This window comes from Nocardiopsis sp. B62, assembly GCF_018070675.1.
Taxonomy (GTDB): domain Bacteria; phylum Actinomycetota; class Actinomycetes; order Streptosporangiales; family Streptosporangiaceae; genus Nocardiopsis; species Nocardiopsis prasina.
The window spans coordinates 265,456-288,880 of the sequence record NZ_JAGPXK010000003.1 but is presented as its reverse complement, the minus strand read 5'-3'; the positions used below and the strand labels follow the sequence as shown (position 1 = coordinate 288,880).

The window sequence follows — 23,425 nt, the reverse complement described above, 5'->3', positions numbered from 1 at the left end:
CGCCTTGTCTGTCGGGGTCCGTTCTCCGGCGACCGATTGGCATCAGGTGCTCTCCTGGCAGGCGAGAAGCCCCTCCGGGCCGACGAGGCAGCCGCTGAACCCGTCCCCTCCGTCCACGGTGACTCCGTCGAGCACGGTCGACCGGGCGATGGAGGCCGCGCGCACGTGGCAGTCCCGGCCGACGGTCACCCCCGGACCGACGACGGAGTCCTCGATCACCGTTCCCTCGCCCACCATGACGGGACCGATGATCCGGGAGCGCATGACCTTGGCCCCGCTCCCGATCTCGACCGCTCCCTCCACCGAGCTCTCGGCGTCCAAGGCCCCGCTGAGGTCGGGGGTGAGTCCTTCCAGATAATGCCGCCCGCTCTCCAGGAGGTCCTCCACTCTGCCGACGTCCCTCCAGTAACCGTCGTATCGGACGGCCGTCACCTCGTCGCCGCGGTCAACGAGCCACTGGACCGCGTCGGTCAGCTCCAGCTCGCCCCTGGGACTCGGTCTGATGCTGCTGATCGCCTCGTGGATCGACGGTCTGAAGAAGTACGCGCCGAGGACGGCCAGGTCACTGGGTGGGTGATCCGGTTTCTCCACCACCCGTAGGACGCGGTTCCCGGGGGTGAGAACCGCGACTCCGAAGTCACGGGGATCCGGACGCGGCTGGACGGTGAGTTGGACCTGCGGTCCGCGTTCCCGAAAGGTCCGTGCCGGGGCCTCCAACCCCTCCTTGAACAGGTTGTCGCCGAGGTAGACCACGAAATCGTCGTCTCCCAGGAAGGAGCGGGCCAGTCCCACGCAGTGGGCCAACCCGTCCGGACTGTCCTGACGGAGGTAGGTGAGGCGGACTCCGAACCGTGAGCCGTCCCCCAAGGAGTCACGGATCTGCCTGCCCCACTCCCCCACCACCACGCCCACATCACGGGCGCCGACGGATCGGAGGTGCTCCACCGCGTGTGCGAGTACCGGCCGGTTCGCGACCGGCAGCAACTGCTTGGGCATGGTTCGGGTGAAGGGGAGGAGTCGGCTCCCCTTCCCACCAGCTAGTAGCAGCGCTTTCATAGCGCTCCCGACCTCTCTTTCGGAACATCGGCGCAAGGCCGCGCGACGTCCCCATCGTGCGTGTTCGGCCCGCTGCGGACGTCTCCGTGCTTGCTGTGCTCCCGCGTCCGAGCGGCGGCCGCAAGCGGGAAGACTCCAGACGCTCCGGTCACCTGAAGAATCAGCTGCGTACCCGGAGGGGAATCCGGGTGTTCCGCGGCCCTCGGGACGAACCGCACGGCGCGTCCCGGTCCGAGGTCTCGCACATCAGAGAGGAAGTCGGGCACATGGCAGCCACGCCCACCAGCGGGGAACGGCACCGATGCCGGATCTGCGCGGGTTCGGTCCGGGAATGTCTGGATCTGGGATCGCAACCCGTCTCGAACACCTACCCGAAGAACGTCTCCGAGTCGGCCGTCCCCCGCTTTCGCCTGGCCATCGGCGTGTGCACGACATGTGCCATGGTCCAGCAGACGGAGCAGGTCCCCGCCCAGAGCATGTACGGCGCCGAGTACCCGTTCCGCACCTCCACGTCGGCCCTGATGAGCGATCACTTCCACACCACCGCGCGGGACATCGTCTCGAAACTGTCAGGGATCTCCGACCCCTTCTTCGTCGAGATCGGCTGCAACGACGGCACTCTGTTGGGACGGGTGGCCGGTGCCGGGATCAGGCACCTCGGAGTCGACCCCGCCGGGGACGCCGCGGAGACCGCGGTTCGGGGCGGCGCGCGGGTCATGGTCGACTACTTCGGCGAGACCAGCGCGAAGGCGGTGCGGGCGCGGCACGGGACGGCCGACGTCGTCTACTCCGCCAACACGATCAGCCACATCGGGGCCATCGACGAGGTCTTCCGCGGCCTGGACGTCCTCCTGTCCCGAGACGGCGCCTTCGTCGTGGAGGACCGCTACCTGGCGGACATCATCGAGGGCACCTACTTCGACCAGATCTACGACGAGCACATCTACCTGTTCTCCGTCCGCTCGGTGAGCAACCTGGCCTCGCTCTTCGGCTTCGAGGTCGTGGACGCCGAACGCCTGGGAACCCACGGCGGATCAATGCGGTACACGATCTCCCGAAGGGGTGGACGCGCGGCCTCCCCAGCGGTGGCCGCGGCCCTGGCCCTGGAGGACCGCCGGGGCCTCGACGACCCCGACACGTATGTCCGCTTCGGTCAGCGGGTGGAGAACACCAGGGCGGAGCTCGTGGGACTGCTCCGGGACCTCAGGACGAGGGGAGCCTCCGTGGTGGGCTACGGGGCGACCTCAAAGAGCGCGACCGTGCTCAACTACTGCGGGATCGGGCCGGATCTCCTGCCGTTCGTGTGCGACTCCACACCCGGCAAACAGGGAAGGCTGACCCCGGGCTCGTGGATCCCGATCCGTCCGCCGGAGGCGTTCGTCCCCTATCCGGACTACGCCCTGCTCTTCGCCTGGAACCACGCCGAGGAGATCATGTCCAAGGAAAGGGCCTTCTCTGAGGGGGGCGGGCACTGGATCACCTACGTGCCCGAAGTGCGTGTCACGAGTCCGTCCCGCTGAGGCGCGACCGATGAGCGGTGCCCGCGCGGAGGCGACCGTCGCGCCGTGGGCATCCCACACCGTTTCGACTCGAACGACGGATCGGGGCCGGTGCGAGCACCGGCCCCGATCCGCGTCCATCTACCAGTCCAGTGTCCGGGAGAACGCCCGGACGTCCCGGACCAGGTCGTCAGGGCGTTCCAGAGCCGCGAAGTGGCCACCCTCCGCGAACTCGGTCCAGTGCGTCAGTGAGGGCAGAATGCCCTCGGCGTAGCTCCGAACGGCCCGAACGGCGTCCTTGGGGAAGCAGGCCACACCGACCGGCGCCTCCAGGGGCCACGGCCCGGCCCAGGTGCGCACGAAGTTCTCCGTGGTGTGGTTGGACTCGAAGTAGAAGTGCGCGCTGCTGCCCGCGGTGGCCGTGAACCAGTAGATGCTGGCGTTGGTCAGCATCCGGTCCCGGTCCACCGCGTCCTCCGGGGCCTTGCGCGAGTCCGTCCACTCCCAGAACTTCTCCCAGATCCAGGCGAGCTGACCCACCGGTGAGTCCGTGAGGGCGTAGGCCAGGGTCTGGGGCCGGGTGGACTGGATGTGCCGCCAGCCCGCGCCGTCCTCCTCGAACCAGGCGGCGAAGCCCAGTCGCTCGGCTTCGGTGGCGTCGGGTGCCCCCGCGCCCGGAGGGGGGACGGTGACCAGCATGTTCACGTGCACACCGGCGACGTGTTCGGGGTCCAGGAGACCCGTGCGCAGGGAGATGACCGAACCCCAGTCACCACCCTGGGCGGCGTAGCGCCGGTACCCGAGTCTGCGCATCAGCTCGGCCCATGCGCGGGCGACCCTCGCGGTGTCCCACCCGGGCTCGGTCGGCGTTCCCGAGAAACCGTATCCGGGGATCGAGGGGATGACCACGTGGAAGGCATCGGAGGGATCTCCACCATGGGAGACGGGATCGGTCAACGGCCCGAGGACGTCAAGGAACTCCACGGGAGAGCCGGGCCATCCGTGTGTGAGGAGGAGGGGCCGTGCTTCGGGTTCGGGTGATCGGACGTGCAGAAAGTGCACGTCCACACCGTCGATCTCCGTGATGAACTGGGGGTGACTGTTCAGGTGCGCTTCGGCCGCACGCCAGTCGAAGCCGGTCCTCCAGTACTCGACGAGCTCCCGCAGGTAGCCGAGTGGTACGCCGCGCTCCCACTCCCCGCCCGGCCCCTGTTGCGGCCAACGGGTGTCGGCCAGGCGACGGTGGAGGTCGTCCAGGGCCTCCTGGGGTACGTGGATCTCGAAGGGGCGAATCTGTGTCATGGATTCCTCGTCTCTCTCAGTGACGCGGCACTGCCCCTCGGTGGGGAGGTTGGGGTACGACTCGTTCGCGGGGGCGGGTGATGGCGTTGCGTGCGACACGGAGGAGCAGGTTCGGGCGCATGATCGACTGCGGGGGCGCCACGAGCCCGGCCGCGCGGACGAAGGCCTCTGACAGCTGCGCGTCGTGCTCGGCGGCCCGTTGGAGACGAGACGTGTAGGCGTTGGCGAGACGTGTCTTGAGAGTGCGCCGCCCCTCGGCTCCGGGGTAGCCCAGATCGGCGCCGGCCGCCAGTTCCCAGGGGGCCTGGACGTCCCGTCCGACGTCGCGGAAGAAGCGCGCGGCCGTGAGCGGTTCCGCCGCCCGCAGGTGTCGCCTGAGGCTGAGGGCCTCCCGTGCGGCGACGGTCATGCCCTGCGCGTAGACGGGGTTGAAGGAGCAGACGGCGTCCCCGAGGACCAGGAATCCCTCAGGGAAGCGCCGGAGGTCCTCGTAGCGACGCCGCACGCTGGCCGGGTAGTGGATCCTCGTCGGTTCGTCCAGCGGTTCGGCGTCGACGATCGCGTCGTGGATGTCGGGGATGGGCAGGGAGCGGCTGAACTCCGTGAAGCCCTCGGGGTCAGTGGGCGGGTGGTCCCCGAGGACCCCCGTCAGGGACAGCTGTACGTGTCCCTCTCCTCCGGGCACCGGGTAGAAGAAGGCGCCCCGAGGGTGCGAGGGGGTGGCCGCCGGAATGATGGCGATGTCCTCGCCGAACGGGTCGGAGTTCAGGCGGTAGTGCCGCGTCGTGTAGGCCAGACGGATGCCCACCCGGTCCTCAGTCGGACGCTCGTACCCGAGTTCCTCGAGCCAGACCGGGGTCCTCGATCCCTTTCCGGTGGCGTCCACCACCAGGTCGGACTCCAGGGTGGTCTGCTCCCCTCCGTCCGGGGTCACCCGAACGCCGACCACGCGGCCCCCGTCGCGATCGGTCACCAGGCCGTCGATGGAGTGCCCGGAGCAGACGGTCACCTGCGCGATCGCGAACACGCGTCGACGTACGTGGTCCTCCAGCACCGGGCGACTGGCCGCCAGTGAGAGCAGGCCCGAGCGGCTCGGCCGCATCCTTCGACCGCCGAAGTACCACCGGATGTCGCCGCTGAAATCGCCGACACGGACCCCGGCTCGGACGAGGTCGTCCGTGAGCCCGGGGAACAGGCCTTCCAGGATCTGTTGTCCCTGGGCGACGAGGCCGTGGGCGTGGCGCCCCTGCGGCACGCCCCTACGGGCCACGGCCCCGTCGGCCAGTGAGTCCCGGTCCACGAGCACGACCTCGTCGTGTGACTCGGAGAGGACCCTGGCGGCGAGCAGCCCCGCCATGCTCGCTCCGAGCACCACGGCACGGTCCCTGCCCCGGCGGTGGTTCACTGCGGTCATGGGTGTCTCCTGCCGATCAGATGTAGTCGGTGTTGGGTTCGAGCCCGCACAGGGTCCTGCCGTGGAGTTCGAAGTTGGTGGCCGGGTGCATGATCGCGTGCAGGGACAGGGTCCGGATGTCGCGTTCCACCCGTTGGATGGGCACGGACGAGTAGACGGAGGAGGCTCCGCTCGCGTCGGCGAGGAGCGTCACCGCCTCCCTCGCCCGACGACAGGCCGCACCCATGTGCAGACGCACCTGGGATCGGTCACGCACCGACCAGCGTCCGTCGGGGCCTCCGAGGTCCGCGATCTCGGCGGCGCGACGGGTGTGGAACGACGCTTCCTCGATGGCCGCCTCGGCCTCCGCGACCGTGAGGTGGGTAATCGGAGCCGAGGCCTGGTCGTCGTAGGAGGTGTAGGTGATCTTGCGGCCGGGCAGCCTCTCGAAGAACAGGTCCCGCGCGGCGAGGGCCAGGCCCAGGGCGACCCCGCTGATGGTGGCGCACGCCGTGGGCATGAAGGGGACCTCGTACACGCCGGGCCGCCCCTCCCCCGTGTCAGTGGTCGACCCTTGGAGGACCGGCACCACCGGAAGGACACGCTCCTCGGGCACGAAGAGGTTCTCGGCGGCCGTGGAGACGCTTCCCGATCCGCGAAGACCCGCGGCGTCCCAGTCGTCCAGGATGGTCAGGTCGCTGACCGGGACGGCCAGCATCACCGGCTCGAAGCTCCCGTCCGGCCGGGCGAGCACGGCCGCGCTGGTGTTCCACCCGCTCTGCTGGACCCCCGTGTTGAAGGACCACTTCCCGCTGACCCTGACACCGCCCTCGACCGGCTCCGCGACGGCGGACGGGCCGATGATGCCGCTCACCCTCGTGTCGGGTGACGAGAACACCTCTTCCTGGACCTTCTCCGGAAAGCGGCTCATCATCCAGGAACTGATGGCCCAGACCGCGACCGTCCAACCGGTCGCGCCGTCTCCGCGGGTGACCTCCGTGACGGCCTCGGTGACCGTGCGGGTGTCCGCCTCGTGGCCCCCGTAACGCGCGGGTCGACGCAGTCTCAGGAGACCCGCGCCATCGAGCGCCTGGACGACCTCGTCCGTCAGGCGGCGCCGCGATTCCGTTTCCTCGGCGTTCGCGCGCAGCAGCGGACGCAGTTCCCTCGCCGCAGAGACGAGTTCTCCTTCTCCGGCACCGGAAATTCCCATGTGCAACCTCCCTTGTTGACGAACTCTCCGGCCCAACGGTTCCACCCGAGGTCGAGGAATTCTTCTTTTGGCTTGCTGTCCGAGGCAAGGGTGAAACCGACTCCGTGGAGCGCAATCCAGAAGGCGCCCGCGATGTCGGGAGATCGGATGATGGCGGGCGAGCCAAGGCGAGGACGGGGACCCGAAGCAGAACCGTGTAAGGCAGAGGAGAGATATGGGAGAATCGAACGGGAACACGGAACCGATCACCATCGATGCGTGGTTCCACTACTACATTTCTCCGGAATTTCTGGATGGCATCCGTTCGGTGGCCGCGGAGTTCGAGAGAATCCACCCCGAGTACCGGATCAGAATCACCGGGCACCATTTCGAGGACATGCCCGGCGCAGTGGCTTCCGCCGCTTCACGCGGGAAACATCCCGCCATCGCGGAGTACCTCTACCTCTCCACGCGGGAGGCCCTCGACACCCGCGACAGGAACGGACGCCCGCTGTTCCGCTCAGTGGAGGGAGCGCTGCGGGGACGGGAGGAGATCCGCGGACAGCCCGTGGTCCTCGGCGACGTGCTCCCCTCCGCCCGCGACTACTTCAGCTACCGGGGCGAGGTCATGGCCATGCCCTGGATGGTCTCCACTCCTCTGATGCTCGTGAACCGCTCGCTCCTGGACCGGGCCGGAGTCGAACGCGTCCCCCGGACCTGGCGGGAACTGGCCGAGGCGTGCGCGGCCGTGCGGGCGTCCCCTGGAGGCCCGGACCACGGTGTGACCTGGGCCAACTACGGTTGGTTCTTCCAGCACGCGGTGGCGATCCAGGGCGGGCTCCTCGCGGACCGGGACAACGGTCGTCAGGGAAGACCGGAGAAGGTCCTGTTGGACTCCCCTGAGGCACTCGCGTACGCGCGGTGGTGGCAGAGCATGCACAGGGAGGGTCACTACCTCTACACGGGCACGAAGGCGGATTCCCGCAGTACCCCGCAGGCCTTCTCCGAGGCCCACGCCGCCTTCGCCGAGGAACGTGTCGCCTTCGTGTGGGGTTCCTCCGTCGAGGCGGCACAGGTGGTCGAAGCGGGGCGAGCCCAGGGCTTCGAAGTCAGCACGCACCCGATACCGCACAACGACGCGGTCCCCCCGCACGGCCATCTCATCGGCGGGGACGCCCTCTGGCTCTCCGACGGCCTCCCGGACGAGGTCGAGAGGGGAGCGCTGGCCTTCCTGCAGTTCCTGGACTCGCCGGAGGTCGCCGCCCGCCGACATCAGTCCACGGGGTTCAGCCCCGTGACTCGGAGCGCCGTCAGTCACCTCACGCGGAGCGGATGGTTCGAGCTCAACTCCCACCACCGCACGGCCGTCGAGCTGTTGGACGCCCACGCGCCGACTCCGGCGGCCCGCGGAGCCCTCATCCAGGGCTTCTCAGGAGTCCACGACATCGTGACCGACGCCATGCACGACGTGCTGTTGGCGCGGGCCGAACCCGCGACGCGTCTCCGGGAGGCCGCGGAGCAGGCGCGGTCGTTGCTCAACGAACGGACCCCGCCGGGGGCCACAGTCAGAGAAATGGGGAGGAGCACCGCATGAGTGCAGGTCCGCAGGACGTCCACGCGCTGGTGAAGGCGTTCGTTTCGGCAACCGGGGACGAGACGGAACACCGGTTCACGGAACTCGTCGAGACCGCCTGGCAGGACGGACGCGCCACCCCGGCCTCAACAGAGGTGGTGGATGAGGTCGTGAGGGTCCTGTGGGGAGCCGATACCAGGCACCAGGGCCTCCTGGTGGTTCTGTTGGGGTTGCTCGCGGGATCCGACGACGGTCTCCGCACGACCCTTCGGGAGCACCTCGACCCCTTCCTGGATCTACTCGCCGGGACCGGAGGCGGTCGTCCCCTGACTCTGGCGCTGTTCTACCTGCTCGGACACTTCCCTGAGAACAGGGAGCGGATCATGGCCGCGGTTCGGGAGCTGGATCCGCCCGAGGACGACCGGACCCGTCTCGAGCGCTCGTTGCGACGGCTCGACCCGGAGGAGGCCGTCATCGGGCGGGTCTGGCCCTCTCCCTCAGCCTGGCCCCTCAGCGACGACGAGATCCGCGCCGACCGCGCTTGGGTGTCCGAGCTGAGTGCCGACCAGCTCTCCCTGGCATGGGACCGGGACACCCGCTCCGTACGTTCCCACACGGGGGCGAAGGCCCTGTGGGCCGTGCGGGAGGGCATGCCCGTCACCGTGGAGGACAGGAGCCGTCACGCCGAGGACCCCGTGTTCGAGGTCTCCTCGCTCAAGGAGCGGCGACCAGGGGGCCACTCCTCCTCGCTGCGCTGCACCTCGTGCCGGGGGTCCCTGGTCACGGTCGGGACCACCTCCACCTGTCAGGGCTGCTCGCTCACGTACCCCGTGGACCACGGGGTCATCGACCTGCTCAACCCCTCGGCCCCGAAGGAGGGGAGCGCGGGGGACGCACTCCAGCAGGCCCAGGTCATGCCCAGGGTCGGGGGGCACTACGAGAACGGCCTACGCCCGGCCTTCCTGCGGTCCATGGGATCCAACTGGGGAGGCCAGGTGACGCCCTCGGACGAGGACGCCTACCTCGCCCGACACCTGGCGCCAGCGAAGGGGCCGGTCCTCGACCTGGCGGCGGGTGGCGGGCGGTGGACCGCCGTCGTCGCGGACACGGTCGGAGCGGAGCGGGTCACCGCCCTGGACGCGAACCCCTCGATGCTCCTCTGGCTGCGCGGACGGCTCCCCCAGGTGGAGGCGGTGAGGGCCAGCGCCCTCGACCTTCCGTTCGACGACGCCTCCTTGGGTGCGGTGAACTGCTGGAACTCCCTGCAGGCACTGCCGGACCCCGGACTCGCGATCCGGGAGGTGGGACGTTGTCTGAGACCCGGCGGCCTGCTGACACTCCTGACGTTCCTCCGCTCACCGGATCCGGTCTACCGGCATTTCCAGACGACACAGAACTTCCCCGGGTTCCCCGATGGGATGCCGCTCTTCGAACGCGACGAGATCCTCGCCTGGCTCCGCACGTCGGGCTTGTCCGTGCGTGACGAGTGGGCGCCGGGCACGTTCTTCGTCATCACTGCGGAGAAGGTGGGTTAGTCGCCCGCCACCACCCTCAACGGACGCCTGCGGCGCGGTGTCCTCGCGTCACCACCAGTCCACCTCTCGCCGCGCCGCTGAAGGTCGCACAGCCAACCCCGGGCGGGCGCCGCTGTGCGACACCACGGAGCCCGATCAGCAGCGCACAGGAGGGACGACGGCCGCTCGAAGGCCGCTGACCAACCTTGGGAGGCTGCTGGAGAAGACGGGAAGGAAGGAGGAGCCGAGGCCCGGTACCAAACAAGCCACCGAGTTGGAGGTTGTGCGGCCAGTGGTTGCGAGACTCGGGGTCAGGGCTTGGTCCACCGGCCAGAAGCAATTCCATCCACATCCAGGGCTATGACCCTGGCCATCGCGCCGCCCCGAAGAAACCAGGTCCTGGCCTCCTCGAACTGACCCGCGTCCTTCAACAGGACGCCGAGGTTGACCATCGCCTCGGTGTGGCCCTGTTCGGCAGCCCGACGGAACCAGTCCTGGGCCTTCCTCCTCCGACCCGCATCCTTCAACAGGACGCCGAGGTTGACCATCGCTTCGGTATGGCCCTGTTCGGCAGCCCGACGGAACCAGTCCTCGGCCTTCGCCATCCGCCCCGCCAGGGCCAGGGACGCCCCGAAGAGGAACATCGCGGAGGTGTCTCCTTGCTCCGCGGCCCGACGGAACCAGTCCTGGGCCTTCCTCCTCCGACCCGCGTTGAACAGCAGGCCCCCGAGGGTGACCATCGCCTCGGTGTCGCCCTGGCCGGCGGCCCGACGGAACCAGTCCTGAGCCTGCTTCTGTCGACCTGTCTGCTCCAGCAGCCTCCCAAGGTTGGTCATCGCTTCTGTGTGGCCCTGCTTGGCCAGAGGCGTCCAGGCCGTTTCGGCGACGTCGGCCCGGCCCGCGCTGTAGGCGGTGAGGCCGACGTCGAGGCGGTCCTGGTCGGTGGCCGTGTCCAGGGCCACGCGCCAGACGATCTCGGGCAGGGGGCCTTGGAGGGTGAGGTAGTCGAAGGCCCGCCACCGACCGTCGTGGTCGACGGGCACCAGGAGCCCGGCCATGCCGCTGCGCTGGTGGGTGGCCCAGGCCCAGGCCTGTTCGGCTTCCTCCGCCAGGGGCGGCGGATCGGGCAGGTAGGCGAAGTGGGCGGCCTGGATCTGTTCCCGGGTCAGGGGGCTGGGCACCCCGGCCTGCGCCAAGGCGACGGCGGCGGCCACCAGGGCATAGCCCCGGGGGTGGCCGCTGTCGGGGCCGGTGCGCCAGATCTGTTCCAGCACGGGGCCCGCCGCAAGCTGCTCGGCCACTCCGAAGCGTTCGTCGACCGCGGCCCGGACCAGGCGCTCGTCGCCGCTGGCGTGCGCCTGCTCGCGCTCGTGCCGGTTCCAGCGGCGCTCGACGACAATCGGTGGGGTCCTGAGTACCGCGTACCCCGCCCCCTCCGAAGCTGCGAGTTGTTCGGCGGTGCTCGGACGCAGGGTCTCCAACTGGTTCCGCCGAATGGTGGCGGCCACGATCGCCCCGGCCCCGCCCAGTACGGCGACCAGAGCAGGGGTCAGCCCCGAGGGGCTCAGATGGCGGTCCAGATCGTCCAACCACACCACCCACCCCTGCGGTGCGCGTGCGGCCCGTTCCTTGAGCCATGCGGGAAGAGGCCGCAGGTCGGCGCCCTCGGGCGGTGCCACCAGCATCCGGTCGGGCAGGGTGCGGCCCAGCGCGGCGACCAGGGCCCGGGTCTTACCTGCGGTCGAGGCGCCGGTCACCAGGACCAGACCACCGCGCGCTGAGGCGGCGGCCGCGGCCAGGCCCTTGTCGAGCGCGTCGTCCACGTCCCTGGCCACGTAGGGAGGAAGCCCCTCGTCCTCAGATCCGGGTAGGGCGCTGTGGACGCCCAGTTCACTCGCGTCGCACTGATGGACGGGCAGGGCCATTTCCACCCACCCGGGCACCGGTGCGTCGGCAGGTGGGGAGTGCACGGTGACCGGTCCGTTGATGTCCCCGGCCTGGATGGAGATCCCATGGTTGTCGCCCATGCGGTTGTCGACCACCCGGTCACCGGTCCTGGGGTCGGGGAGCCGCGAAGTGCCCCGGCCGCTCCGGTGCCGCGTCCAACATCGTCGAAGGGACTGTGCGTGGCCGTGTTCGTCGCATAGGACGATTCTGCCGCCCACACAGCGACTGTGGCCATGCTCTTCCGGACGAGGTCGCACGGTACACCCGAGCAACTGATGGATGTGAGGGTTCGATTTCCAGATCCTGGTCCTCGGATGAGGAGCTACGGTGAGTGCTCCGGCCAGGGGGCCACGCCCTCCACGAGTAGGCCCCCGCACCGTACGGGGTGCGGGGGGGCCGCTGGGCTTCCGGACGCTCAGAGCGCCGTCTCAGGCGCGTTCGCACCGTCCAGCAGTGTCCGGAGGAAGCTCTCCACCGCCTCGATCACGGTGGCCTCCTCGAAGAGGTCGGTGCGGTACTGGACGGAACCGAAGAGCTCCCCCGTGGGCGGCAGGTGGATCGTCCACAGGGCGCCGTCGGGGACGTCGGCGCCCTGAGGAACCGAGGTCAGCCGATCCTGGATCTCGGCGAACTCGACTCCCCCGAAGACCTCGTTGGCCAGGAGTTGGGGGGCGGGAAAGACCTGGAACACCACGGGTGCGGCGTCGTCCGCCATCCCGGGCGCCATGAGTTCGGGTGCCTCGGCGAACACGCGAACGGCGGGGATGTCCTGGGAGTAGTCGTCACCGCACGCGCGGCGGACGAGGCCGAGCACCTCCCGGAAGTCGGCGGGTTCACCCAGCTGGACTCGCAGCGGAAGGAAGTTGAAGAAGGGGCCCACCGTCCGATGGAAGCGCTGGTCCGGGCGCCCCGGCGTGAAAGTGGGAACGACGAGGTCGGTCTCTCCGGTCAGACGTGACAGGTGGAGTCCGTAGGCGGTCAGCAGCACCATGAAGGGGGTGCTGCGCGACCGCCGGGCCAGATCGAGCACGGGGAGGAAGCGGTCGGCAGCCACTCCGAACCGGTACACGGCGGTCCGGGGCGGGCGGCCCTCCGAGCGCGGGTGGTCGGTCGGGGTGGCGGTGAGCCGTGCGCCGTCCAGACGGTGCCTCCAGTACGTGCCCCGGTCAGCGTCCGACTCGGCCCTGGCACGCTCCTCCCACACGTGCTCGCTGTACTGGGGCACCCCGTCCGGCCCCGGCACTCCACCGTCGCGGCGTACGGCGTAGGCCTCGGCCAGGTCACGTACCAGGACCCGCACGGACCACCCGTCGGTCGCGATGTGGTGCGCCATCAGGACCAGGACCGCGTCCTCCTCGTCGAACCGTCCGAGAACGGCGCGCAGGTGGGGGACCTCGTCCGCCCGCTTGGACCACGACTCGACCTCGCTCACGAGGGCCTCCGCGACCTCGGCCCTTTCCTCATCCGTGCCCGCGTGTAGTGGGCGCTCCGTCAGGGAGACCGGTCGAACTGCGAGGACACGCTGGTGGTACTCGTCCCGGTCCCTGATGATCACGGTGCGCAGCGCCTCGTGGCGCTCCACCATGTCGTCCAGGGCGAGTCTCAGCGCGGGCACGTCCAGTGGTCCGCGCAGACGCCAGCCGTGGACGATGTGGTACCGGGGTCCGAAGGGACCCTGTTCGTCGCCTCCGTCGAAGACGCTGACGAACTGCTGGTTACAGGACAGCGGAATGCGGTCCTGATCGTTCCTGGGTTCGGTCGGTGCTTCCGAAACGGTCACTGTGCGTCCCCTTCTCGACAACGTTCGAAGACGACGCGGCCCCGCGGCCGTGCACACCCTGGGGGCCGCTCCGCCAGCGCACGCTAACAAGCGACGCCGCCCGCACGCTTCTCCCCGTTTGCCGCTTCACCGGCGCAAACAGGCGCACCGGCGAGTTCGCGAACGGATGCGCCGCAGGGCAATCGTGGAGACGTCGCGGTCGCCCAACCCGTGTGAGGCTTCTGCACGAGTCGGCGCCGAGACTGAGGAGACCAAGCACCATGGCCGTCACCCGAAGGCCCTCGGAACACCTCCGAGGCACACCAGACACGCCAGTGCCGACCCACAGCGAGATGGTCGCCCGGGCGGCGGCCATGGGCCCGAGCCTGATCGACGCCCAAGCCGAGACGGAGCGCCGCACGCACTACTCGGCGCAGACCCACAGGGCCTTCTCGGAAGCGGGCTTCTACCGAATCCTCGTGCCACGCCGGTTCGGAGGGTTCCAGATGGCCCCCCGGACCTTCCTGGAGGTGTCGAGGACCCTCGCCCGGGCCTGTCCCTCCACGGGGTGGATGTACTGTCTGGGCGCCACTCACGCGCTCGCGGTGGCGAGCCTCTTCGGCGAGAGGAGCCAGTCGGAGCTCTTCTCGGGCGGGGACTTCATCTGTCCCGCCACCATCATTCCCGGCGGCGAGGCCCGCAGAGGCACTGACGGCGGCTGGGAGATCGAGGGCACCTGGCGCTACTGCTCGGGTTCGCCCTACGCGACGCACTTCATGGGGCACGCCCTCGTCCACGGTGAAGGGGGCGCCCCTCCGGAGCCCATGCTCTTCGTCCTGCCCCGCGACCAGTGGGAGCTGCTCGACGACTGGGGAGAGCAGCTCGGCCTGCGCGGGAGCGGATCCCACGGAATCACCACCCTCCCGGGGGCTCGTGTGCCCGAGCACTGGACGCTGAAGGGGCACCTGAGCGATCTGACGATGGCTGAGGGCACCCCCGGAAGGGAGCTCCACGGTCCGCACTACAGCGGTGGCCCGCTGAGCTTCATGAACCTCGAGATCGCCGCCCTCGCGGTGGGCATGGCCCAGGGAGCCCTGGACGCCTACGGGGAGGCGATGGTCTCCCGCACGACCGTCCTTCCTCCCATCACCGCAAGGTTCGAGGACCCCGACTACCAGACCTGGTACGGCGAAGCCGCAGGGCTCATCGGCACCGCCGAGGCCGCCGTCAACGACGCCGTACGCCAGTGGGAGTCCCTGTGCGAAGCGGGGCCCGCTTCCTTCACCAGGGAGGAGGACCTGCGGATCACCGCGATGTGCCGCCAAATCATCCTGCTGTGCTGGCGAGCGGTCGAGCGACACCTCTTCCCCACCGTCGGTTCGAGCGCCGTGCGCCACGGCGAGCGGATCGAGCGGGTGTGGCGTGACATGTCCACGCTGCATGGACACGCGGGGATCTCCGTCCTCCTGCCGACCCGTGCGATGCGTGACCTGGCACGGACGCGGTTCGGGAGGGATCAGTGAAGGGAGGGGACGAGACGCCGCCGACTTCGGGCGAGGCCGGTTACGCCAAGGCGACCGAGGTGTTCAACACGGCCCTGCCCCTGCACCCCGCGGCGGCGGTGACGGTCCGGTCGGTGGAGGAGGCGCGCGCGGCCGTGCGTCGGGCAGCTGCCAAGGGCCTTGCGGTCCGGACGCACACGACGGGACACTCCGCGGGCTCGGGCCCGGACATGGCGAGCGCCATGCTGGTGCGCACCCGGATCGAGGGGCGGATCGAGGTCGACGCCGCGTCACGCAGTGTCCGCCTACCGGCCGGGTCCGTGTGGGGCGACATCGTCGACGCGTGCGCGGCTCACGGTCTGGCGGTGCCCCACGGTTCCTCTCCGACGGTCGGTGCCGTCGGCTACCTCCTGCGAGGAGGGCTGAGCTCGCATGGGAGGCTGACCGGTGTCGCCGCCAACAGTCTGCGCGCGGTGGAGTTGGTGACCTCCGACGGGCGGGCTCGCCGTGTCGACGCGGCGTCGGATCCCGACCTGCTGTGGGCCCTGCGCGGTGGGGGCGGGGGCCTCGGAGTGGTCACCTCCGTCGAGGTGGACCTCTTCCCCGTCTCCGAAGTCTTCACCGGAGCCGCCTTCTGGCGGGTTGAGGACGCTCACCGCCTGGCCCCCCTGTGGACGGCCTGGGCCCGCGGGGCACCGAGGAACGTCACCACGTCCCTGAGGGTCATGCGCCTGCCCGACTCCCCAGACGTGCCCCAGGAGCTGCGGGCCCGTCCCGTGTTCTGCGTCGACGGAGCCGCGATCAGCACGGGAACCGCGGGGCCGGAGGCGACCGCCACGGCCGGGGACCTGCTCGGGCCCCTGAGGGCGGCCGCGCGGCCCGTGTTGGACACCTGGCGGAAAACGGACCTCACGGCCGTGCCGTCCTCCCACATGGACCCGGTGACCCCGCTCCCCCTCATCACCGACCACATGCTGCTGCGCGGGGACGGAGGCCAGGAGACGGCCGACTTTCTCGAAGCGGCTCTGGACGGCTCCTGTGAGCACCTGGCCAACGTGGAACTTCGACAGCTGGGTGGCGCCCTGGCCGATCCCGACGTACCGGGCGGCGCCCTCGACCGGTTCGACGCGGCCTACGCCTACGTCGCGGGGGGAGTTCCCGTGGCGGGCAGGGACGCCGTCGACACGGGCCTCGCCCACGTCAGACGGGCCCTGTCTCCCTGGGACACGGGACGGGCGGCCCCCACCTTCTCGAGCGCCGGGGCGAACGGCACGCCGGCGCTGGCCGCGGAGCACGCCCGGGCCCTGGCCTCCGTCAGGGAGAGAACCGATCCACTCGGCCTCTTCCGCGACGACACGCACGCCGCCTGCACCTGACACGAAGGAGTTCCCATGCGTCCCAACGGCGCGATCGTCATCGACCCCACGGGCGCTGACATCCACGAGGAGGCCGAGCGGATCCGGGTCCTGGGCCCGATCGCCCGGATCGAGTTGCCCGGAGGGGTTCGGGCGTGGTCCGTGACCGGATACGAGGCAGCCAGGCAGGTCCTGGCCGACACGCGTTTCTCGAAGGATCCGCGCAAGCACTGGACGGCCTTCTCGGACGGCACGCTCGACCCGGCGTTCCCCCTGATCGGGTGGGCCATGATGGAGAACCTGACGACCTCGCACGGGGAGGACCACGCACGGCTCCGACGGCTGGTGACCGGGGCCTTCACCACGAGGCGGGTGGAGAGACTTCGCCCGGAGATCGAGAGGACCGTCGACCGGCTCCTCGACGCCCTGGAATCCGAAAGCGGCGACGCACCGGTGGACCTGCGCTCGGGGTTCGCCGAACCCCTGGCCCTGAACGTGATCTGTGAACTGCTCGGCGTTCCACAGGACGTCAGGGCGGTCCTGTTCAGCGGCGGCGAGGCGAACGTGGACACCACCAACACCTCACAGGAGACCGCGAGCGTCATCGAACGCGTGCACGGGATCGCCGGGGAGCTGATCGAGTCCAGGCGCGAGCAGCCCGGCAACGACCTGGTGAGCGACCTCATCCGGGCACGGGACGAGGACGGATCCAGGCTCAGTGAAGCCGAGCTGATGGGCACGATCCTGCTGCTGGTCTCCACCGGCACCGAGCCCGTCAAGAACCTCCTCACCAACACCATCTCGGAACTGCTGGGGAGTCCCGGGAGTCTGGCGGCCGCGTTGGAGGGCCGTACTCCCTGGGGTGACACCGTGGAGGAGACCCTGCGTGTCCAGGCCCCCGTCGCACATCTTCCGTTCCGCTTCGCCGTCGAGGACGTGGAGGTCGCGGGGACGGTGGTTCCCCGAGGTGAGCCCGTACTGATCCACTACGCCGCGGTGGGCCGCGATCCGGCGATCCACCACCGGGACCCCGACGTCTTCGATCCCGACCGCGCCGACAAGCGCCACCTGTCCTTCGGGCACGGGGTCTACCGCTGTGTGGGAATGCCGCTGGCTCGTCTGGAAGCGGAGGTGGCACTGTCCTCCCTGTTCAGGCGTTTTCCGGAATTGCGCCTGGCCGTGCCCGCCTCTCGGCTGGAGCGTCAGAGCACCTTCATCATGAACGGCCTCAGCTCCCTTCCCGTGCGACTTGGGAAGAAAGTGACCGAATGACCGGATTGCTCACGCTCCCCCCACGGGAATCAGCGAACGATGCGAGGAACCTCCGTTGACACCACTCCCATGCTTTATGCTAACTCCGCACGATTTCATGTGGTACTCCCCCCGAGCCACTCGAAAGAGAGAATTCCGATCTTTCGCGCTCCTCCCCCGAGGAAGGTTGAATGGCACCCCCAGAAGGCTTGAGCAAACCCCCGAACGCCAACCCGCGAGCATGGTTCGGGCTCGTCATACTCGCATTACCCACGCTCCTGATCTCAGTGGACATCGGCGTGCTGTTCCTGGCCCTGCCCCACCTCAGTGCTGACCTGGGGGCAAGCAGCACGCAACAGCTGTGGATCACCGACATCTACGGCTTCGTTCTGGCCGGCTTCCTCATCACCATGGGAACCCTGGGAGACAGGGTGGGCCGTCGACGCCTCCTGCTGGTCGGCGCGGCGTGCTTCGGCGTGGCCTCCATGGTCGCCGCGTTCTCCACCACCCCCGAGACGATCATCGCCGCCCGGGCCCTGCTCGGAATCGCGGGCGCGGCGATGATGCCGTCGACCCTCTCCCTGATCACCACGCTCTTCGAGGACGAACGTCAGCGCGGTCTGGCCATCGGTGTGTGGGTCAGCTGCATGATGTCCGGCGCCGCGCTCGGTCCGGTCATCGGAGGCGTTCTCCTGCAGTACTTCTGGTGGGGGGCGGCCTTCCTGCTCGCCGTTCCGATCATGGTCCTCCTGCTCGCCACGGGACCGTTCCTGCTGCCGGAGTTCCGCAACGACGCAGCCGGGCGGATCGACCTGCCCAGCGCCCTTCTGTCCCTCGTTGCGGCCCTGTCGCTGGTCTACGCGATCAAGGAGTTCTCCCTGAGAGGCGCGGAGACCGCGATCCTCTCCGGACCGGTCCTCGCCCTCGGCATCCTCCTCGCCGTGGTCTTCGCTCGCAGGCAACTGCGCCTGGACGATCCGCTCATCGACATCCGGCTCTTCTCCCGGATCCGGTTCAGCGCGACGCTGCTGTCGATGTTGTTCACCGCTCTCGCGCTGGCGGGCACCTTCCTCCTCGTGAGCCAGTACGTACAGTCCGTCGAGGGCCTCTCGCCCGGTCGTTCCGGGCTCTGGCTCGCCCCAGCCGGTATCGCGATCGCCGTGGGGTCCCTGCTGGCACCGATGCTGACAAGCAGGTGGAGCGCCGGGGCCGTCATGTCGGGCGGCTTCGCCCTCGGGGCGATCGGGTTCCTCATGATCAGTCAGGCCCCCTCAACCGGCGGAACGGCTCTGGTCACCATCGGGATCACCCTGGCCCACCTGGGAGCCGGACCAGTGGTCGCCTTGGGTGCCCACCTCATCGTCGGCTCCGTACCCCAGGAGAAGGCGGGATCAGCGGCTTCGATGTCGGAGACCGCGAACCACTTCGGCTCCACGCTCGGACTGGCCCTGATCGGTACCGCGAGCGCCGTCATCTACCGGCGGGCGATGGCCGAGGAACCCCTTCCCCCGGGCACTCCCGAGAACGCCGGGGAGACCCTGCCCGCGGCCGCGAACGCCTCAGCCGACCTCGCCGCGCCCGCGGGCGCCGAACTCCTTTCCGCCGCGCAGTCCGCCTTCACCACGGGACTGAACACGGCGGGGTGGATCGGAACAGCCGTCTTCCTGGTTCTGGCGGCCTCCGCGGCCTTCCTTCTGCGGGAACCGCGAGCCATTGGCGGTGAGAACTCCGCGAACGAGGAGGAAGGGGTTCCGGACTCCAGCGGACAGGAACACTGAGACAACCTCCCGGCAAACTACTCACAAGCGTCGCCCCCGGAGTCGGATCCCTGATTCGACTCCGGGATTTTTTTACAGCAAGCACAAACGAAGAATAAAGCATCTCCGTGAATTAATAAGATGGACAAGGGGGCGACAGCAAGGGAGTTCGATGAAAGCTGCGGTGGTTTCCAATGCTGGGCCGGACTGGGAAATTCGGGAAGTCCCGACTCCAACACCAGGACCGGGCGAGGTTCTGGTCCGGGTACGCGCCTGCGGACTGTGCCACAACGACGTACTCGTCGGGCAGAAGCGCTTTCCCTTCCTCGGTCCGGGACCGATCATCACCGGGCACGAGGCCGCCGGAGAGGTCGTTGGGCTCGGAGCGGACGTGAGGAACCGCCGGATCGGCGACCGGGTCGGAGTCCCGTGGATGCAGGGGTCATGCGGTCAGTGCGCCTACTGCGCCACGGACACGTCCCTGACCGGTCAGACGGCCATGGGTTGCGCGTCGCCCCGTACCACCGGGGTGACGGTTCAGGGAGGGCACGCCGAATACGTCGTCGCCTCGGCATCGGGCACGGTGCTGCTTCCCGACGGACTCTCCTATGAGGTCGCCGCGCCCGTCCTCTGCGCCGGGTACACGGCCTGGAGCGCTCTCACCGACGCGGCTCCAGGCCCGAACGAGCGAGTCGCGGTGGTGGGTCTGGGCGGTGTCGGACACATGGCGGTCCAGTACGCGAGTGCCTGTGGCCTCGAAACCCTGGTCGTGACCGGCAACCCGGAAAAGGCGGGTACAGCTCGCGAACTCGGCGCGGCGAACGTCGTCACCAGCGGCACGGAACTGGCCGAGATCGGTGGAGCCGACGTCATCATCGCGGTGACCCCCAGCGCTTCTCAGGCCTCGGAGGCGCTCCAGGGGCTCCGGCGAGGCGGACACTTCGTCGTGTCCGGCATCTTTCCCGACGGTTCCCTCGACCTGGGCCCCCGAAGCACATTCTGGGCGAGGCGGCAACGCATCAGCGGCAGCACTCACGCCGGTCCGGCCAGGCTCGCGGAGGCACTGGACCTCGTGGCCAGCGGCCGGGTCACTCCGATGTTCGAGCTCTTCTCGAAGGACAGGATCGAAGAGGCCGTCACCGAGCTCACCAGGGGCACGAGTCGGTTCCGGGCCGTCATCACCTACTGACCGGGAGGTTCCATGGCAGCGCAGGCCGGGTGCGGCGAGGTCGACGGCCGCACACACGTGAGGATCCGGCTCAACGAGTACCCGAACAGAGACCACACCAGAGGGATCCTCGAGGCGGCGCGGCGGTTCGAGCGTGAACACCCGTCCGTTGTCCTGGACATCACCACACACGAGTTCCCCTCACACCCCGAGGCAGTGCGAACCGCCGTCGCCGCGGGTGAACGTCCGGCGATCGTCCAGTACTTCTACTCCAAGGCGCAGGAGGCCCGGGACGCCACCCGACGAGACGGGCGACCACTGTTCGTTCCCGTCGGGAGAGCGGTTCGTGGTCGCACGGAGATCCTCGGCGTACCCCTGGTCCACGACCAGCTCATACCGGCAGCTCGTGATTACTACACACACGAGGGCGAGTTCTCGGCGATGCCGTTGCTGGTGTCGACCACACTCCTCTACACGAATTCCTCCCTCGTCCAGAAGACGGGAGTCCTCGAATCGCCCAGGACCTGGTCAGAGCTGCGATCAGTCTGCCAGGCGGTGGCCGCCCTACCCGAAGGGCCGGACCACGGCGTGACGTGGCCGAACCACGGATGGATCATCCAGCAGTTCATCGCCCGGCAGGGAGCTCTGCTCGCCGACCAGGGAAACGGCAGGTTCGGGCGCGCCACAACCGTGGACCTCACCTCCGAGGCCGTCCTTGCCTATGTCCGCTGGTGCGTGGGGATGCACAGGGAGGGCCTCTACCTGTACACGGGTCACTGGGGTGACGGGCCGGGCTTCGCCAGCTGGCGGGAGAACCACAGGGCGTTCGCCGAACAGCGCACTGCCTTCGCACTGAGCTCCTCAGTGGATGCCGAACAGATGGTCAGGGCCGGGGAAGAGAACTCCTTCTCCGTTTCCCTGGCTCCGCTGCCGTACAACGAAGACCGGCCGCAAGCGGGAACCATGATCGGGGGCGACGCCCTGTGGCTGTGCGCCGATCTTCCGAGAGCCGTCGAGGACGCGGCTCTCGCCTTCCTCCATTACCTGCTCAACGCCGAGAACACGGCTGAGCGACACCGCCGCGTGCGCTCCGTACCGGTCACTCGGGAAGCCGTCGAACTGCTCGAGAAGGACGGCTGGTTCCGCGAACACCCCCATGAGCGCGTCGCCGTTGACGCCCTCTCCTCGTCGTCGGGGGCTCCGGAGACCCTCGGAGCCGTCATCGGCGGGTTCGACGGTGTCCAGGACGCGCTGTCCCTCGCGGTGCACGACATCCTCCTCCACGAAGCAGAGCCTCACGAGCGACTCACACGCGCCTCCGAGGACGCACGAAGGGCGATCCATGAACACGAAAGAGCCCGCCGCGAGCGAGCCGAGAGCGTTGGAGAGTTCCGATGACATCTGACACCGCACACGGACGCTTCTCCCACTGGGTCCGCGAGACGCCGGACGCCGTCGCCGTGGTCTCGGGGGAACACCGCATGACCTACCGGCGACTCGACGAGGAGTCGGACCGGGTGGCCGACCTGCTCCTGGAGGGGGGTGTACGGCCGGAGGAACCGGTGGCACTCCTCATGGAACGGTCCGCCACGTTGTTCACCGCGGTGTTGGGGGTCCTGAAGGCGGGTGCCTGCTATCTGCCGCTTCATGACGCCTACCCGGACGAACGGATGGCCCGCATCCTCGAACTGGCAGGCGACCCGGTCGTCCTGGCCGATCCGGCCTCCGCGTCGGCGCGTACCCTGCCGGGTGTCGAACCGCTGATCGTGGAAGCCGGCGATGGACCCTCGCGTGGGGTCCCGGCCGTCCCGACCGGAACGGGTCCGGAGTCTCCCGCCTACGTCATGTTCACGTCCGGTTCCTCCGGGGAGCCGAAGGGCGTGGTCGTCAGCCACGCCAACGTGCTCGACCTCGTCTCCGATCCCTGTTGGGACTCCGGAAACCACCGTCGTGTCCTCATGGTGGCCCCGCACGCCTTCAGTGTCTCCGCCTACGAGATGTTGGTCCCCCTTCTGCGCGGCGGAACGGTGGTGACCGCGCCGAAGGGACCTGTCGGGGTCTCCCAACTGTCCCGCCTGATCCGGGAGAACGAGATCAGCGGTATGCACGTGACCGCGGGTCTGTTCCGGGTACTGGCCGAGGAGGCCCCGGGCTGTCTCTCCGGTCTGCGCGAGGTTCTGACCGGTGGGGACACCGTGTCCGCGGACGCGGTCCGCAGCGTCATGATCGCCTGTCCCGACCTTGTGGTGCGCACGACCTACGGGGCCACCGAGACCACCCTCTTCACGGTGAGCGCGCCCGTGGCGTCCCCACCCAGCTCCGGATCACGACTGCCGGTGGGCCTACCGATGGCGGGTGTGGGCGCACACGTCCTCGACGACGCCCTGCGGCCCGTTCCGGACGGAGTTCAGGGGGAGCTCCACCTCGACGGTCCCCGACTGGCGCTCGGTTACCTCAACCGCCCCGACAGCACGGCCGAACGTTTCACCGAGGCAGCGGACGGCTCCGGTACGCGCACGTATCGGACCGGCGACCTGGTGCGACGCGGAAGCGACGGCATGATCGAGGTCGTGGGCCGCGCGGACCAACAGGTGAAGATCCGGGGCTTTCGGGTCGAGCCCGGGGAGGTCGAGGCCGCCCTCTCCCGTATGCCGGAGGTGGCCCACGCGACCGTGGTGCCACAGGACTTCCCCCCGGGAGGGACCGGCCTCGCCGCGTACGTGGTGCCGGCCTCCGGACGGATCGTCGACCTGACAGAGGCACGCGACCTGGTTCGGCGACTGCTTCCGGAGTACATGGTCCCCTCCGCGTTCGCGGTGATGTCCGCCCTGCCCCTCACCCCCAACGGGAAGGTCGACCGGTCCGCGCTGCCGCCCCTGACCACCGATCGGGCAGTGGAACGGACCGAACCCCGGAGCTCCACGGAACGACTCGTGTGCGGTCTGTTCTCCGAGGTGCTGGAAGCGACGCCGGTCGGCCCCGAGGATGACTTCTTCATGTTGGGAGGCCAGTCCCTGCTCGCCATGCGTCTCCTCAATCGAGTGGAGGGCGAGACCGGGGTGGCCCTGCGTGTCGTCGACCTGTTGGACGCCTCCACGGCCCGCGGTCTCGCTTCCGTGGTGGATCGGCACAGGGCCGAGGAGCACGCGTGAGCGCG

Annotated in this window: 16 protein-coding genes; 10 read left to right on the top strand and 6 right to left on the bottom strand. The window is 69.1% G+C overall.

Annotated elements, in window-relative coordinates; all coding sequences use genetic code 11:
* Nucleotides 1-42: 42 nt before the first annotated feature.
* Nucleotides 43-1,056 (bottom strand): glucose-1-phosphate thymidylyltransferase, encoded by a 1,014-nt coding sequence (locus tag KBX21_RS05310; RefSeq protein ID WP_210841159.1) that lies wholly within the window; start codon nt 1,054-1,056, stop codon nt 43-45.
* Between the two features lie 266 nt (nt 1,057-1,322).
* Between KBX21_RS05310 and KBX21_RS05305 the strand changes: the two genes are divergently transcribed.
* Nucleotides 1,323-2,576, top strand: coding sequence for a class I SAM-dependent methyltransferase (locus KBX21_RS05305; protein WP_210841158.1), 1,254 nt, complete (start codon nt 1,323-1,325; stop codon nt 2,574-2,576).
* 120 nt (nt 2,577-2,696) lie between these two features.
* Here KBX21_RS05305 and KBX21_RS05300 read toward each other — a convergent pair whose 3' ends face one another.
* The 3 genes from KBX21_RS05300 to KBX21_RS05290 are packed head-to-tail and all read right to left on the bottom strand — an operon-like array spanning nt 2,697 to nt 6,463.
* On the bottom strand, nt 2,697-3,857 hold the full coding sequence (locus tag KBX21_RS05300) for an epoxide hydrolase family protein (protein ID WP_210841157.1): 1,161 nt from the start codon (nt 3,855-3,857) through the stop codon (nt 2,697-2,699).
* A gap of 16 nt (nt 3,858-3,873) precedes the next feature.
* Nucleotides 3,874-5,271, bottom strand: coding sequence for an NAD(P)/FAD-dependent oxidoreductase (locus KBX21_RS05295; protein WP_247665241.1), 1,398 nt, complete (start codon nt 5,269-5,271; stop codon nt 3,874-3,876).
* Nucleotides 5,272-5,287: 16 nt separating this feature from the next.
* Nucleotides 5,288-6,463: an acyl-CoA dehydrogenase family protein gene (locus KBX21_RS05290; protein WP_210841156.1), complete on the bottom strand. Its 1,176-nt coding sequence runs from the start codon at nt 6,461-6,463 to the stop codon at nt 5,288-5,290.
* A gap of 214 nt (nt 6,464-6,677) precedes the next feature.
* On the opposite strand from KBX21_RS05290, the gene KBX21_RS05285 reads away from it, so the two are divergent.
* Nucleotides 6,678-8,036 carry an extracellular solute-binding protein gene (locus KBX21_RS05285; protein ID WP_210841155.1) on the top strand — a complete coding sequence of 453 codons (1,359 nt, stop codon included), beginning with the start codon at nt 6,678-6,680 and terminating at the stop codon, nt 8,034-8,036.
* A complete protein-coding gene (locus tag KBX21_RS05280) occupies nt 8,033-9,550 on the top strand; it encodes a class I SAM-dependent methyltransferase (protein WP_210841154.1) in 1,518 nt (505 codons plus the stop codon). The genes KBX21_RS05285 and KBX21_RS05280 overlap by 4 nt, the downstream gene beginning before the upstream one ends.
* A gap of 290 nt (nt 9,551-9,840) precedes the next feature.
* Here the strand turns inward: KBX21_RS05280 and KBX21_RS05275 are convergent, their stop codons facing one another.
* Both KBX21_RS05275 and KBX21_RS05270 read right to left on the bottom strand, forming a co-directional pair.
* On the bottom strand, nt 9,841-11,556 hold the full coding sequence (locus KBX21_RS05275; RefSeq protein WP_210841153.1) for a tetratricopeptide repeat protein: 1,716 nt from the start codon (nt 11,554-11,556) through the stop codon (nt 9,841-9,843).
* Between the two features lie 335 nt (nt 11,557-11,891).
* Nucleotides 11,892-13,256 (bottom strand): condensation domain-containing protein, encoded by a 1,365-nt coding sequence (locus KBX21_RS05270; RefSeq protein ID WP_210841152.1) that lies wholly within the window; start codon nt 13,254-13,256, stop codon nt 11,892-11,894.
* A 314-nt stretch (nt 13,257-13,570) separates the two neighbouring features.
* Here KBX21_RS05270 and KBX21_RS05265 point away from each other — a divergent pair, with 314 nt between their 5' ends.
* The 7 genes from KBX21_RS05265 (at nt 13,571) to KBX21_RS05235 (ending at nt 23,420) form a co-directional block, all read left to right on the top strand.
* Nucleotides 13,571-14,758, top strand: a complete 1,188-nt coding sequence (locus tag KBX21_RS05265; RefSeq protein ID WP_307869158.1) for an acyl-CoA dehydrogenase family protein — start codon at nt 13,571-13,573, stop codon at nt 14,756-14,758.
* Nucleotides 14,755-16,113, top strand: a complete 1,359-nt coding sequence (locus KBX21_RS05260) for an FAD-binding protein (protein WP_210841150.1) — start codon at nt 14,755-14,757, stop codon at nt 16,111-16,113. The genes KBX21_RS05265 and KBX21_RS05260 overlap by 4 nt, the downstream gene beginning before the upstream one ends.
* A gap of 15 nt (nt 16,114-16,128) precedes the next feature.
* Nucleotides 16,129-17,364, top strand: a complete 1,236-nt coding sequence (locus KBX21_RS05255; protein ID WP_210841149.1) for a cytochrome P450 — start codon at nt 16,129-16,131, stop codon at nt 17,362-17,364.
* A 188-nt stretch (nt 17,365-17,552) separates the two neighbouring features.
* Nucleotides 17,553-19,121 (top strand): MFS transporter, encoded by a 1,569-nt coding sequence (locus KBX21_RS05250; RefSeq protein ID WP_247665239.1) that lies wholly within the window; start codon nt 17,553-17,555, stop codon nt 19,119-19,121.
* A gap of 151 nt (nt 19,122-19,272) precedes the next feature.
* Nucleotides 19,273-20,289, top strand: coding sequence for an alcohol dehydrogenase catalytic domain-containing protein (locus KBX21_RS05245; RefSeq protein ID WP_210841147.1), 1,017 nt, complete (start codon nt 19,273-19,275; stop codon nt 20,287-20,289).
* A gap of 12 nt (nt 20,290-20,301) precedes the next feature.
* A complete protein-coding gene (locus KBX21_RS05240; RefSeq protein ID WP_210841146.1) occupies nt 20,302-21,666 on the top strand; it encodes an extracellular solute-binding protein in 1,365 nt (454 codons plus the stop codon).
* Nucleotides 21,663-23,420 carry a non-ribosomal peptide synthetase gene (locus KBX21_RS05235; RefSeq protein ID WP_210841145.1) on the top strand — a complete coding sequence of 586 codons (1,758 nt, stop codon included), beginning with the start codon at nt 21,663-21,665 and terminating at the stop codon, nt 23,418-23,420. The genes KBX21_RS05240 and KBX21_RS05235 overlap by 4 nt, the downstream gene beginning before the upstream one ends.
* Nucleotides 23,421-23,425: the final 5 nt, after the last annotated feature.